Here is a 13511-nt window from a genome sequence, read left to right on the forward strand (position 1 = left end):
TTTAGAGGTTACCAGTAACGTTCATCCGCCGAGCCGTAAAGAGCCATTACCCGGTCGGTGTCCTTTTTCTTTTTCGCCCGCAGGTAGGAAACGGAAATATTCTTGCGGGTATAATAACTCACCAAGTCCCGATAGTTCCTGATGGCGTTATACGTCCGGTCGATTACGTCCATCCGTTCCTTGTCCGACATGGAAAGCCCGTTGATGTTCACTACGCTTTTCATTTCTTCCAGTACATCGGAACTTTCCTGCAACAGTTGGGTATAGCCGTAAGCAATCGCCGAAAGTTCGTCCGGTGTATAGTTTTCATCCGAAAGCATCTTCTGAAAACTGTTCACGTATATATCGGAAATCTCCCCGATAAGCAGGATGGACTTTTGTACTTTCCGGGCATCTTTGACAAGGTTATGCACTGATTTTAAGGCATCGTAATATTCTTTACCTTGTTGATAAATCTTTACCGTTTCCTGAAAATTCTTTATCATGTTCTGTGCGGTGGATGATGTCTGTACGATGTTCTTTGACGCATTGATAATCCCTTGCGCCAAATTACCGGGGTCACTCACCACCCACTGTGCACTGACCTTTCCAGCAAACAGGCTGCATACTACGAGCAGCATTATAATCTTTGTTCTCATACGCTTATTTCTTTATTGGTTGTTTACTCCGTTTGTATTCTCCACCGGGTGAAAGTAGAATCCGGTCGTTCTCTTTGTCGTAGGTCAGCAAGACGGAAAGCCCCGTTTCGATGAACAGGTTTCCGTCCTGTTCTGAAATCTGATAGGTTTCCGTTTGGATAGTTCCCCGGTAGGTCTTTCGATAGGTCGTTACCCGGTAATGTCCGTTTTCCTCAAAGAGAGTAAACGCCGGACGGTTTTTCACGCTTTCCCAGTCACCACGCATCGCCCTAAGACGGTCGGCGTTCGTTTCCTTACAGAAGGAAAGCCCCAGTAACAGGGTGCATAACAGCACCGGAAACAAATATTTTAAATGTTTCATACTGATTGATTTTTAAATTGTTGATTGATTATTTTTCAGGATTGCGCTTGCTTTCGGCAAGCCGTTTGATAGCCAGTTCGAGGTTGCCGCCCAACTTTTCGGACAAGGCGAAAAGTTCCATCTTTTCCGTTTCTTCCGTTGTGAACGTATAATATTCTTCCAAACTTACTTCTGTGGCGTAAACGGCTGATTGTGTACCGCCTAAGCCTATCCAAACTTCCTTATATTTCCGGTTGGGATGGTTGGCAAGGTTGATGGAAAGCACCTGTGAACGTTCCTTGTCGGTCAGCCCTAAAAGGTTCTGTATGCTGTCGAACTTGTTCAGGTACTTTCTTTGGTCGAGTAGTATCTTGCAATCCGAATTGTTTATAATGCTCTCTTTTACAATGGGGGAAGATATAATATCTTCCACTTCCTGTGTGACTACAATCGCTTCGCCGAAATACTTTCTGACGGTTTTATAGAGGTACTTAATATAATCCGCCATATTCGCCGATGCAATCGCTTTCCACGCTTCCTCAATTAATATTAATTTCCTGATACCCTTTAGTTTACGCATCTTGTTGATAAATACTTCCATGATGATAATCGTAGTAATCGGAAATAAAATTTTGTGGTCTTTGATATTATCCAACTCAAAGACAATGAAGCGTTTATATAGTAAATCAAGCTCTTTATCGGAGTTCAGCAGGTAATCGTATTCGCCCCCTTTGTAGTAAGGTTCTAATACATTCAGGAAGTTGTCTATATCGAAATCCTTTTCCCGGACGTTCTTTTCTTGCAGGTGCACCCGGTAGCCATTCCTCACATACTCGTAGAACGTATTGAAGCAGGGAGTAACCGAACTGTCTTTGGTAATCAGTTCGATATAGGAACTAACAGCGTTCGACAAAGCCACTTCTTCCGCCCGTGTAGGTGCTTCATCGTCCCTTTTCCACAGGGTCAAGATAAGGGTTTTGATACTCTCTTTTTTTTCAATATCGAATACCCCATCTTCAACGTAGAAAGGATTAAACGCTATCGGGTTATCGGTGGTATAGGTAAAATAAATCCCATCTTCCCCGTGCGTTTTCCGGTTTATCATTTCACACAGACCTAAATAACTGTTTCCGGTATCAACCAGCAGGACGTGCGCATTCTGTTCGTAATACTGGCGCACCATGTGATTGGTGAAGAATGATTTACCGCTACCACTCGGCCCAAGTATAAACTTGTTGCGGTTGGTAATAATACCCCGCTTCATGGGTAAATCTGAAATATCAATGTACAACGGCTTTCCCGTGACCCTATCCACCATCTTGATACCAAAGGGGGAAAGCGAACTTTTATAGTTCGTTTCTTCGGTGAACAGGCAAAGAGCCTGTTCAATGAATGTGTAGAAACTTTCTTCCGCCGGAAAGTCCGCCTGATTGCCGGGTATTCCCGCCCAAAACAGGGTCGGCGTGTCGGTGGTGTTATGGCGTGGCTTGCATTCCATAAGTGCGAGCTGTGACCCCACATCATTTTTAATGTGCTTTAATTCGTCCCGGTCGTCACTCCAAGCCATGATATTACAATGGCATCGCACGGAGATAAGCCCCTGTGAATGTGCTTCATTCAAATATTCCTCTATCCAAGACTTGTTTATCTGATTGGCACGGCTGTATTTGGAAAGGGAGTGCATATTGCGAGCCATCTTTTCAAACTGTTTCAAGTTCTCCGTATGGTCGTCAATGAAGATATACTGGTTATAAATATGGTTACAGGAGAGCAGCACACCCACCGGGGAAGCAAACGACAAACGGCAATCGCTCCGGTCAGTGGATAGCTTTTCATAGCGGGTATCTGTTCCTACCTTGCCCGGCATATCTTCTGTATCCGAAAGGGTATGCAGGCAAAGGATATTGTCGCCAATCTTCATTTCGTCAGCACCCAGTGAAATATCTTTCAGTGTGGTGGTGTCGGTCTGTGAGAGTGAAAAGTATTTCTCCACGATACCCGCCGTTTCCCTTGTTCCGGTGATTTCGTCCGAGTTCAGGCGGGTAAGGGTAATAAAACCACTATCGTTCATAATGCTTTCAAACTGCCCCACCGCTTCGAGGAACTTTGTAACCGTTTCCTTGTCCTTAATCTCTTTGGGGACAAGGAAACCCCGGCAAAGGGTGGAGAAGTTACTCTGCATCCGGCTACGTTCCTTTGTGGTTTTCGTCAGGAACAAATAGCAGGTATGGTTTAAGAACGGTCGTTCATTGAAATGCCGTTCAAAGGAACGGGAAAGGAAACTCAAATCATCCTTTTGGATGTCGGGCGCATAGTTCTCTTTGATGAACCAGTCCTGTTTGTGTACGATGCTATAATCGGGCAGCACCTTTACCGCCTTGTTCCAAGCGGAATGTATCGCTTCGTATTCGGCTGTCGTGACGGTAAACAGTTCGGGCAGTTCAACCCGGAACGCCACCGTTATGTCGGCATCTTTGGAAACGATGCACCCGTTTTCCACAGTGAACAGTGGAAACTTGTTTTCCAGCGTGGTAGCTTTCAATATATTTCTCATTTTGATGCTTGTTTTAAATGGAATAATCTGGATATGGCTTTGCGGTTGATGATATGGAAAGGGTGGCTTCTGCGTGCGGACAATTTCATTAAACCGTGTGTCCCGTACTTCTCGTTCAGCCGGAATGTCTGCCATACAAGCAGCGTTGCCGAAGTAACGCCGAAGATGATGCACACCCACTGGTTGATACCTACCATGTACATGATGATGAAAAGCACGAACAGGGCTAACAGCCCGCCCGCAAAAATGAAAAGATATTGACTTTTCAACCCTTTAAACTCAACTGGCTTGCCTATCCCCCTGTTAATCGGATAGTCTGCCATAGTCCGTTCTTTTAGAGGAAGAATGAACGTAAGATGGTGGCAGCCACAATCAAAAAGATACACGCACCGAACCATGAAGCCGCCGTTTTACTGGTATCAGGGTCGCCACTGCTGAACTTTCCATATACTTTCACGCCGCCAATCAAGCCGACCACCGCACCGATAGCGTAAATTAACTTTGTCGCCGGGTCGAAATAACTGGTTACCATGTTGGTAGCTTCGGTAATACCCGCCATGCCGTTACCCTGTGCAAAAGCGGAGGATGCAGCCAAAAGAACGGCTGCCGAAAAGAGAACTTTCTTTTTCATTATAAATACATTGATTTTTAAATTGCCGGACGGTTGGATAGTCCGCCCGGCGGAGTGATTAATAATTGAATTTTTGTGGTTGCGGGGAATGTTCCCCATGTTCTAAAAGGTTTGTCTTAACCGTACTCTCTTTGTTTCATTATCTTGTTATTTAAAGTTTACTATTAAAGAAAATCGTTCATATCAAAGGCTGCCATTTCATCATTTCCGGCAGCCGGAACGGTGGCGGGTACGGATATCTCATGCTTTTGTAAAAGTTCCGCTACCCGTGACCTGCCCCCGTTAATCTGTTCCACCAGCGAATGAAACAGGTTTGTTTCCGTCCGGCAGATGGTCTGCACCGCTTGCCGTTCTTCCGTGTCGGGTGCTTGTTTAACCTGAATGACCTGTACCATTTGCCCCAGTTCACCCAGTGTGATACCCTGTGCCATTTCCGGCTCACCGTCACCCATGTAACAGGCGATTTCTTCCGCTTCAATTTCATCTGGCGAAACGTCCGTTTCTTCCGCATCTTCTGTTTCAAACTCCATCTCAAACTCGGTTTCAATCGCTTGCGGGGTATCAGCGTTTTTTTCATCTGCCAGCTCGTTATCAAGCGTTTTCGTTACCGTTTCCTCGCTTTGCGGGACAAATATAGAAGCATTATCAACCCCTTTTGAAAGGTGTCCTAAGATGTCCCCGCTTGTCCTCATTTGTCCCATCCGGTAACGGCTTGCACCTACAAGAGAATCACCGTTTCCGGTTTTCACAGTCGTTTTACTTTCCGGTTGTTCCGGCTGCTTTTTCCTATCCGTGAACCATGTTCCCAAGCTATCCCGGTATCGCCATAAGAGAACGGCGTAATACAGGAGCGTTCCGATAATAAACCATTTCAACATATCAGAACGGCTTTTCAAATTTGCTTTCGTACAGTTCGTTTATCTCGTCCTGAAACTGGTCGAAATGCCGGAGCAGGATATTTTCTACATAGCTGCTGACGGTTGCCTTGCGTCCGCCAATAACGGTTACTATCTTCATCAACTTTTCGTGTGTGGCACGGCTGACATATAACGGCTGGCGGTCGGTCAAGTCCACCCGCATGAAGTAGGTTTCCCGGTAATCGCCCGGAGTGTTCTTTTTCCGGCGTGCAGGTTCTTTCACCGCTTTTTCTTCCTTTGGTTCTGCCTTGATTTCCGGTTTATCTCCCGTTTCCACTGCACCCGTTTTATCTTCCGGTTTATCCGATGTTTCTATTTCCGTTTTCACCGTCACCGATGGCGTTTCCTGTTTCTTCACGGGCAAGCCCTGTGAAATAATCTCTTTCATAAAATCCTCGTCAATTTGTGGTTTCCCGCCGCTTTGCTTTGCCATATCGTTACAGTTTTATAAGGTATGCGATTTCGGTTATCAGTTCTTCCATGTTGCTGCCCTTTACCAGCCGTTTGTCCGCCGGGAACAGCGTGGAACGGAACACGGTTTTACGCTGTGCGTCCAGTTCCTTTTTGAATCGTTTCGTGTCCGGGATAAATACTTTCATAAGGGGTAGTTCCAATTCCCCGATAGTCTGTTCATACAGGGTGTAGAGGTCGGTTTTTTCCCGTCCATCTACCATGTTCCAAAACAGGTGCAACCCTTTCAGTCGGCACGCTTCATTCTTTACCAGTAGTTTATGTATAGCTACCGCAAAGGAAAGGCTGCTTTCCAATACCACCCGGTCGGCGGCTATGGGGGTGAAAATATAATCCACCCCTGAAAGGGAGTTGATAACGCCCTCACTGTTCACCGTTCCGGGCAGGTCGAAAAAGACTACATCGTAGTCCATCCCGGCAGACGTAAGAAATTCATCCGCCGTTTTTATCGCTTCGTCCGGTGAACTGCACAGCACCGGGTACGCTTTCTTTCCCAGTGTTTTGAACTGGCTGAAAGCAAGCCGTTTGTAATACTCATCACTGTTCACCTGTTCGGCATCCCGTTTGCGCATGGCGGAAATGGAATGTTGCGGGTAGTCGCAATCCACGACTGCCACATTATACCCTTTGAGGTAATACAGGTAACTCGCCACCAAGACGGTGAACGTTGTTTTGCCGACCCCGCCCTTTTGGGTGGAGAAAGCCACATACAAGGTTTCTTTCTTCATTGTCATTTTGAATTATTGTGATACATCTTTATTTCATTACATCCGTACAGATTGACGGATGGTTTTCTTTTGTTCCATGTTGAAAGCCCGAAAGCCGGAATGATTGTTTTCTTTCTGCAAAGACAGCCTGTTTTCTTTCTTGCTTCTTTGTTTTCATTCATTCCACAAAGACAGCTTGTTTTCTTTACAGACAGTCTGCTTTCCCGATTGAATGACTGTTTCCTTTCAATCATTCCATCCGGTTTGCTTTCCTGCTTTCTTGAAAGATTGCAATCTTGAAATCTTGTTTTCAAGTTTTCAAAACCGTTTTCTTTCCGCACGCTTTTCAAGCTATATTTCCATCTATCCATATTGCTTTCTTTCTTAAATCCGGGACAAATAAACGTAGAAAAACAACCCCTTTCGAGATGTGTCCTCAAATGTCCCCGTTTGTCCTCATTTGTCCTATAACCCGCTATTTCACAGCATTTTTAATACCCGTTACTTTGCAACCGAAAGGTATCGGTCAGGCTAACCAAGCCCCCGCCGCCGGGAGCGTTCCAATATCCGCTAACCCCAATCCGTCCGTAGGCGGATTTTTATTTGCACTGGCAAATAGCAAGGTGTGTTCTGCGCTGCTTGAAATTCTTTCAGCAGCTTTGAACGCCTTGCCCGGACGAAGCCGGGATAGGGTCACTCCGAAATCGTAACCCTTAAAAAAATGTAGCATGAAACAGAAAAATGAAAATGCGCCCCGTCCGGGTGGCGCAGGACGAAAGCCCAAAGCAGACCCGGCAGTGTTCAGGTACTCTATCAGCTTCAATGCGATAGACCACGCCCGCTTTTTGGCATTGTTCGACCAATCCGGTATGCGCACGAAAGCGCATTTTATCACCGCCCGCATCTTCGGCGAACCGTTCAAAGTGATTAAAATAGACAAGGCGGCAGTAGAATATTATACCCGGCTGACCGCTTTATATTCCCAGTACAGGGGTATCGCTGTGAATTATAATCAGGTAGTAAAGGCTCTCAATACCAATTTTTCAGAGAAGAAAGCACTCGCATTTCTCTATAAACTGGAAAAGGCAACGATGGAACTTGCCGACCTGAACCGCCAAATTATAGAACTGACCCGTGAATTTGAAACAAGATGGTTGCAAAGATAAGCGTAGGCAGTTCCCTGTTTGGTGCGCTCGCTTACAACCAAAACAAGGTGGATGAACAGCAGGGAAAGGTACTTTTAAGTAACCGTATGTTTGAAAGCGAGGACGGGAATTTCAGCATCCGGCGATGTATGGAATGTTTCGATATGCACCTGCCCGCAGACCTGAAAACGGAAAAACCGATTATCCATATCTCCCTGAACCCGCACCCGGACGATGTGCTTTCTGACAGCCAGCTTGCGGATATTGCCAAAGAGTATATGGATAAGTTAGGGTATGGCAATCAGCCGTATATGGTTTACAAGCACGAAGATATTGCAAGGCATCATATACATATCGTTTCCATCCGGGTAGATGATACGGGCAAAAAGATAAACGACAAGTTCGAGCATATCCGCAGCAAACAAATCACCCGTGAACTGGAACAGAAGTACGGGCTGCATCCGGCAGAGAAGAAACAAGCAACCGAACGCCCCGAACTTAAAAAGGTGGACTACCGGGCAGGGGACGTAAAGCACCAGTTATCCAATACGGTGAAAGCCCTTGTCGGCAGTTACCGTTTCCAAAGTTTCACGGAGTACAAAGCCCTGCTATCTATATATAATGTACAGGCGGAAGAAGTGAAAGGGGAAGTGAACGGTAAACCTTATAACGGTATTGTCTATTCGGTAACCAATGACAAAGGAGAAAAGCAGGGAAACCCGTTAAAATCTTCCTCTTTGGGAAAGTCGGTAGGTTACGAAGCCATCCAACGACACATCAAGAAATCCGCAAAGGACATTCAGGACAAAAAACTGAAAGAGCGCACCCGCCGGACAGTCGGCGCAGTGATGAAATCCGCCCGAAGCCGGGAACTGTTGGTTACAGACTTGAAAGCGAAAGGCATAGATGTACTTTTCCGGCAGAACGATACGGGCAGGATATACGGCGTAACATTCATCGACCACGAAAACCGTACCGTCCTGAACGGGTCACGGTTGGGAAAAGACTTTTCCACCAATGTGTTCAACGACCTGTTTTCCGGCTCCCGTACTTTGACGGGAAACAGCAAACAGAAAACGCAGGAACGCACGCCGGAATTTAACTCTACCGGACACCTTGAAAATACAGGCAAAACCATTGCGGGACTGTTCAGCCTGTTATCCGGTGGGAACGATACGCCACCCGACAACAGCCAAGTTCCACCATCCAAGAAAAGGAAGAAGAAGAAACAAAGACGTATTTAATAACTATAAAAATTTCAATTATGCAGAATGAAGATGATTTAAGAGGACTTGCAAAGGTTATGGACTTTATGCGGGCAATCAGTATTTTATTTGTAGTGATAAACATTTACTGGTTTTGTTACCAGTCGTTCCGGGAGTGGGGTATCAATATCGGGGTAGTCGATAAAATCCTGCTGAACTTCCAGCGTACCGCCGGGCTGTTCTCCAATATCCTGTACACCAAACTTTTTTCGGTGGTGTTCCTTGCGCTTTCCTGTTTGGGTACAAAAGGAGTGAAAGAGGAAAAAATCACATGGAATAAGATTTATGTGTTCCTGACAATCGGTTTTATCCTGTTTTTTCTGAACTGGTGGTTGTTGGCTCTTCCGTTACCATTAGCTGCAAATATAGGTTTGTATATCTTTACCATGACCGCCGGGTATCTTTCCCTGTTAGCTGCCGGAGTATGGATTTCACGTTTGCTGAAAAATAACCTGATGGATGATGTGTTTAATACCGAGAATGAAAGTTTTGCACAAGAAACACGCTTGATAGAAAACGAGTATTCCATCAACCTGCCGACACGGTTCTACTATAAAAAGAAATGGAATGACGGATGGATAAACGTTGTAAACCCGTTCAGGGCAAGCATGGTATTGGGTACGCCCGGTTCGGGAAAATCGTATGCGATAGTCAATAACTACATCAAACAGCAAATCGAAAAAGGTTTTGCTGTTTATATTTATGACTACAAATTCCCTGACCTTTCGGAGATAGCTTACAATCACTTAATCAGCCATTTAGACGGGTATAAGGTGAAGCCTAAATTTTATATGATTAACTTTGACGACCCACGTAAAAGTCACCGATGCAACCCGATAAATCCGGCGTTTATGACGGACATATCGGACGCATACGAAGCCAGTTATACCATCATGTTAAATTTAAACCGCAGTTGGATAACCAAGCAGGGGGACTTCTTTGTGGAAAGTCCGATTATCCTGCTTGCTTCTATCATTTGGTTTTTGAAAATCTATCAGGGTGGAAAGTATTGTACATTCCCGCACGCCATCGAATTTCTGAACAAGAAATATACCGATACGTTCACAATTTTAACGAGTTATCCCGAACTGGAAAACTACCTTTCACCATTTATGGACGCATGGGAATCGAATGCCCAAGACCAGTTACAGGGGCAGCTTGCAAGTGCAAAAATCCCGCTTTCAAGGATGATTTCACCCGCCCTATATTGGGTAATGACAGGTGATGATTTTTCACTGGATATAAACAATCCGGAAGAACCTAAAATATTGGTGGTAGGCAATAATCCCGACCGCCAAAATATCTATTCCTGTGCTTTGGGACTGTATAATTCCCGTATTGTGAAGCTGATAAACAAGAAGCACCAACTGAAAAGTTCCGTGATAATTGACGAGTTGCCAACCATTTATTTTAGAGGATTGGATAACCTGATAGCAACGGCACGAAGCAACAAGGTAGCGGTCTGTTTGGGCTTTCAGGATTTCAGCCAGTTACGCCGGGATTATGGGGACAAGGAAAGCAAAGTAATCGAAAATACGGTTGGTAATATCTTTTCCGGTCAGGTGGTTTCTGAAACGGCTAAAACGCTTTCAGACCGTTTCGGAAAGGTACTACAAAAGCGGCAAAGCATGACTATCAACCGGAATGACAAATCAACCTCAATCAGTACGCAGATGGATAGTTTGATACCGCCCAGTAAAATTTCCAATTTAACGCAGGGTATGTTTGTGGGTGCGGTCAGCGACAATTTCGATGAACGCATCGAGCAGAAGATTTTTCATTGCGAAATTGTGGTGGATAACGAGAAAGTGAAGCGGGAAACAGCCAGTTACAAGAAACTTCCCCAAATCATAGATTTTAGGGACGAGAACGGGAATGACTGGATGCAGGAAGAAATACACGCAAATTACAACCGGGTCAGGCAAGAAGTCCAGCAGATTGTCACGGACGAAATGGAACGGATAAAAAATGACCCGGACTTACGATATTTGTTAAAAAAAGTAGAAGAGTAAAGTTAATTGGAAGTTAAAAAATAAACTCCACCTCTACTATAGTTATCTAAAGCAGAGGTGGAGTTGCTAAAAATATTTTAAGAGAATATAATGGATAGTTCCAAAAATTACTTTATATATTATTTGATAAAAAGTCCTCTAATTCTTTTAAATTCATTATAATCCTCTATGAACTCTGATAATTTTGGTTCGTTGTCTATTTCCGTTGGGTTACTATGTCCTTTTATATAGCCACAACTCCTTTCAAATATTTCATTCAACTTATCTTTGCATTGGTTAAGCAATTCTCCATTAATTTTCACAAAAGAAGTTAATGCTATGTTTTTTTGATAACGTTTTACTGTTCCTTGAAATATTTCTTGTTCAACACATAATTCTATAGCTGAACGCAAATATCCATATCCATCTGAAGCAACGTCACTTTCACTTCTTCCTTTAGGCGTATTATTTATTAAAGGGTTAATTTTTGACATATATTTATTCACACTATTTATTTCTTCTTCCGCTTCTGTAATAACCCCTGTTTCTCCGAATTCACTTTTAGAGTTGAGGAAAATGCATGTAGTATTTTTAAATAAAGGCTGTTTACTAAAATACAATATACTATTAAAAAGTAGTACACTATGTGTAAAGATAACAACTTGTCTTTCATTAGAAAGCCTTATTAATCTCCTTGCCACATCATCTATTATATTGTGATCTAAACTATTAACAGGGTCGTCAAACACTACAGGAGCTACATTTTTGTCTAATTGCAGCTCAGTGAGAAATTCAGCGAGAGCAATAGCTTTTTGTTCTCCTTCACTCAAAATATCTGATAGAAAATATTTAGTATTTAGTTTTTGCTGTATTTTTGAGACACCTTTTGTTGTACCAAAATTTAATTCGACATTAATATATGTTTTTCTTAGAGACCTTAATTCCTGATTGAAATTTTCTATAAAATGACTTTTTATCAATTCTTCTCTTGCATCTGTAGTTTTTTTACTAATAGAGGTTGTATTAAAGCAACTACGCTTTTTATCCAATAATTCTTTTTTCTTTAAAACTTCGATTGCATTTATTATGTCTCTGTAATGTTTTGAAAATATTTGTCTGTCTTTTAATTCATTGATTACGGTTTGTATCTTACTTTCTTGGTTTTCAATATTTTGAAGTATTTCTTTCTTTTTAGAAACAATATCACTTATTGTTTCTTTTGTGGATAGTAAAAAAGATTTTATAGCTTCATAGTTTACATCAAATACTTTATCAAATATATTCTCATTATCTTCAATTATTAAGTTGATTAAGGAGAGTATTTTTTCACGAAATTGAACAATTTCACTGGGCTGTTTGCTACTACTATCTTCATTTGTACCGAATGTAGGCTGATGGAAGATAAAGTCTATGTTTATATTTTTCAGACTCTCAATTAACTCATCTTTCTGTTTTTTTAAAGAACGGAGCTCATCCTGCGTGGTGTCATTCAGTAATTGATGGTAATTTTTGAGCAAATTTCTTGCTTCATTTGTCATTAAAGGTTGCCGACAATATATACATATATCATCATGTGAAGGATAATCGTCTTTTCCCAATATTTTTATATATTCTTCTGCTGAATTTATAAAATTTTCAAATTCTTTTGTTTGATAAAAATCAACACCATTAGATTCTGCAATATCTTTTATCCCTAATTTTGATTTCTTGTTAAGTTCAATGATTTTCTTTTTTGTATTTACGAAATTTTCAAAAATAGAAGAATTTATTTTTTTATTTACACTTTCCAAATTTGCAATAAATTCATTTAATTCAGAAATTTGCAAGGTAAAATTTTTAAGTTCTGTTTCTAATAGCGTTTTATTAAGTCGTTTTAACTCCTCTTCTTTTATTTCAATTTCTTTTTCCTGTTCTGTACTAAACATCCTTAATTCATCTAATTTCACTTTTGATGATTTAGAACTAAGTGTTTGTATATATGTAAAATGGGGCGTATTTTCATGTAAATCTTTAGTCCACTCTAAAGGACATTGAAGTTTATTAATTTTTTCATTTAACATTTTATTTAGTTCGCCTAATTCCTCTGAAACCAAGTTAAACAAATGGAACCCAATTGGCGACACAATCAATTGCCTACCATCGTTAAGTGAAATATTTACACAACTATTATTGAATACTGATATTGTTTGTAAATCCATATTCAATGTTACACCATCCCAATTGAAAGTATATTCATTTTCTTCTGCTTTGTATTTTATACAAGCTGTCATTGGGGTAGGTTCAGCGTAAATATTGGGTAAAATTTTAGTCGTATTATCATAGCTGAAACCCAAAGATCTTAATATCCTACTATATCCAGTTTTTCCTGTTCCATTTTCTCCATAAATAACAGTTATATTTTTGCTGAATTTTATACACTGATTTTGAGCTAATTTATTAACACCTTGAATATCAGACAAGGATAACAATTCTATTTTCTTAGAAACAGGTATATAGGTAGGTTTAGCTTTTGAAATTGCAGGAAGCCCATTTCTTAATCCTACATCTTGTAAAAAATACTCAAAAATCGTATCTCGTTCAGATTGAATAAGAGGCTTTTCAGACGCAACAATACTACTTACAAGTAGTTTACTCCATTGTCCATAGCTTTCTGCCCAATCCCATAAAAAATCTATTAAGTTTCTTTTTGTTCCTGTTGTTGAACTCATAATTTCTTAAATTTAATGTGTTATTCACAAATGTATGATAATTTTATATACCAATCAAGTTTTAACCAATTTAGTTATGACAAATGAAGCCAAACGAGGACTAATGAAGCCACCCATTCCCAAATCCTTAAATATACTCCATTT

General features: G+C 41.6%; 14 protein-coding genes. 3 read left to right on the forward strand and 11 right to left on the reverse strand.

Features of this window, described 5'->3' with window-relative positions:
* Nucleotides 1-8 precede the first annotated feature (8 nt).
* The 10 genes from HMPREF1532_RS05860 to HMPREF1532_RS21595 all read right to left on the reverse strand — a co-directional run bounded on the left by HMPREF1532_RS05860 (nucleotide 9) and on the right by HMPREF1532_RS21595 (nucleotide 6988).
* Nucleotides 9-638: a DUF4141 domain-containing protein gene (locus tag HMPREF1532_RS05860; protein ID WP_005926203.1), complete on the reverse strand. Its 630-nt coding sequence runs from the start codon at nucleotides 636-638 to the stop codon at nucleotides 9-11.
* A gap of 4 nt (nucleotides 639-642) precedes the next feature.
* A complete protein-coding gene (locus HMPREF1532_RS05865; RefSeq protein ID WP_005926206.1) occupies nucleotides 643-999 on the reverse strand; it encodes a DUF3876 domain-containing protein in 357 nt (118 codons plus the stop codon).
* Between the two features lie 28 nt (nucleotides 1000-1027).
* A complete protein-coding gene (locus HMPREF1532_RS05870; RefSeq protein WP_005926209.1) occupies nucleotides 1028-3532 on the reverse strand; it encodes a TraG family conjugative transposon ATPase in 2505 nt (834 codons plus the stop codon).
* Nucleotides 3529-3855 carry a DUF4133 domain-containing protein gene (locus tag HMPREF1532_RS05875; RefSeq protein WP_005926211.1) on the reverse strand — a complete coding sequence of 109 codons (327 nt, stop codon included), beginning with the start codon at nucleotides 3853-3855 and terminating at the stop codon, nucleotides 3529-3531. The genes HMPREF1532_RS05870 and HMPREF1532_RS05875 overlap by 4 nt, the downstream gene beginning before the upstream one ends.
* An 11-nt stretch (nucleotides 3856-3866) precedes the next feature.
* Nucleotides 3867-4163: a DUF4134 domain-containing protein gene (locus tag HMPREF1532_RS05880; protein ID WP_005926215.1), complete on the reverse strand. Its 297-nt coding sequence runs from the start codon at nucleotides 4161-4163 to the stop codon at nucleotides 3867-3869.
* A gap of 164 nt (nucleotides 4164-4327) precedes the next feature.
* Complete coding sequence (locus HMPREF1532_RS05885) at nucleotides 4328-5041, reverse strand: hypothetical protein (RefSeq protein WP_005926218.1); 714 nt, start codon at nucleotides 5039-5041, stop codon at nucleotides 4328-4330.
* A 1-nt stretch (nucleotide 5042) separates the two neighbouring features.
* Nucleotides 5043-5513 (reverse strand): DUF3408 domain-containing protein, encoded by a 471-nt coding sequence (locus tag HMPREF1532_RS05890; protein WP_005926221.1) that lies wholly within the window; start codon nucleotides 5511-5513, stop codon nucleotides 5043-5045.
* 4 nt (nucleotides 5514-5517) lie between these two features.
* Nucleotides 5518-6279, reverse strand: coding sequence for a ParA family protein (locus HMPREF1532_RS05895; RefSeq protein ID WP_005926223.1), 762 nt, complete (start codon nucleotides 6277-6279; stop codon nucleotides 5518-5520).
* 2 nt (nucleotides 6280-6281) lie between these two features.
* Nucleotides 6282-6629, reverse strand: a complete 348-nt coding sequence (locus tag HMPREF1532_RS05900) for a hypothetical protein (protein WP_025819204.1) — start codon at nucleotides 6627-6629, stop codon at nucleotides 6282-6284.
* Nucleotides 6630-6784: 155 nt separating this feature from the next.
* Nucleotides 6785-6988: a hypothetical protein gene (locus HMPREF1532_RS21595; RefSeq protein ID WP_025819203.1), complete on the reverse strand. Its 204-nt coding sequence runs from the start codon at nucleotides 6986-6988 to the stop codon at nucleotides 6785-6787.
* Here HMPREF1532_RS21595 and mobA point away from each other — a divergent pair.
* Genes mobA through mobC form a run of 3 tightly spaced genes read left to right on the forward strand, consistent with a single transcriptional unit; the run spans nucleotide 6987 to nucleotide 10680 of the window.
* Nucleotides 6987-7424: a conjugal transfer protein MobA gene (gene mobA, locus HMPREF1532_RS05910; RefSeq protein WP_005926230.1), complete on the forward strand. Its 438-nt coding sequence runs from the start codon at nucleotides 6987-6989 to the stop codon at nucleotides 7422-7424. The two genes, HMPREF1532_RS21595 and mobA, sit on opposite strands and share 2 nt — an antisense overlap.
* Complete coding sequence (gene mobB, locus HMPREF1532_RS05915) at nucleotides 7409-8647, forward strand: conjugal transfer protein MobB (RefSeq protein WP_005926233.1); 1239 nt, start codon at nucleotides 7409-7411, stop codon at nucleotides 8645-8647. The genes mobA and mobB overlap by 16 nt, the downstream gene beginning before the upstream one ends.
* Before the next feature lie 20 nt (nucleotides 8648-8667).
* On the forward strand, nucleotides 8668-10680 hold the full coding sequence (gene mobC / locus HMPREF1532_RS05920) for a conjugal transfer protein MobC (RefSeq protein ID WP_005926235.1): 2013 nt from the start codon (nucleotides 8668-8670) through the stop codon (nucleotides 10678-10680).
* A 119-nt stretch (nucleotides 10681-10799) separates the two neighbouring features.
* Here mobC and HMPREF1532_RS05925 read toward each other — a convergent pair whose 3' ends face one another.
* Nucleotides 10800-13367, reverse strand: coding sequence for an AAA family ATPase (locus tag HMPREF1532_RS05925; RefSeq protein ID WP_005926238.1), 2568 nt, complete (start codon nucleotides 13365-13367; stop codon nucleotides 10800-10802).
* Nucleotides 13368-13511 lie beyond the last annotated feature (144 nt).

Source organism: Bacteroides salyersiae WAL 10018 = DSM 18765 = JCM 12988 (assembly GCF_000381365.1).
Lineage (GTDB): Bacteria > Bacteroidota > Bacteroidia > Bacteroidales > Bacteroidaceae > Bacteroides > Bacteroides salyersiae.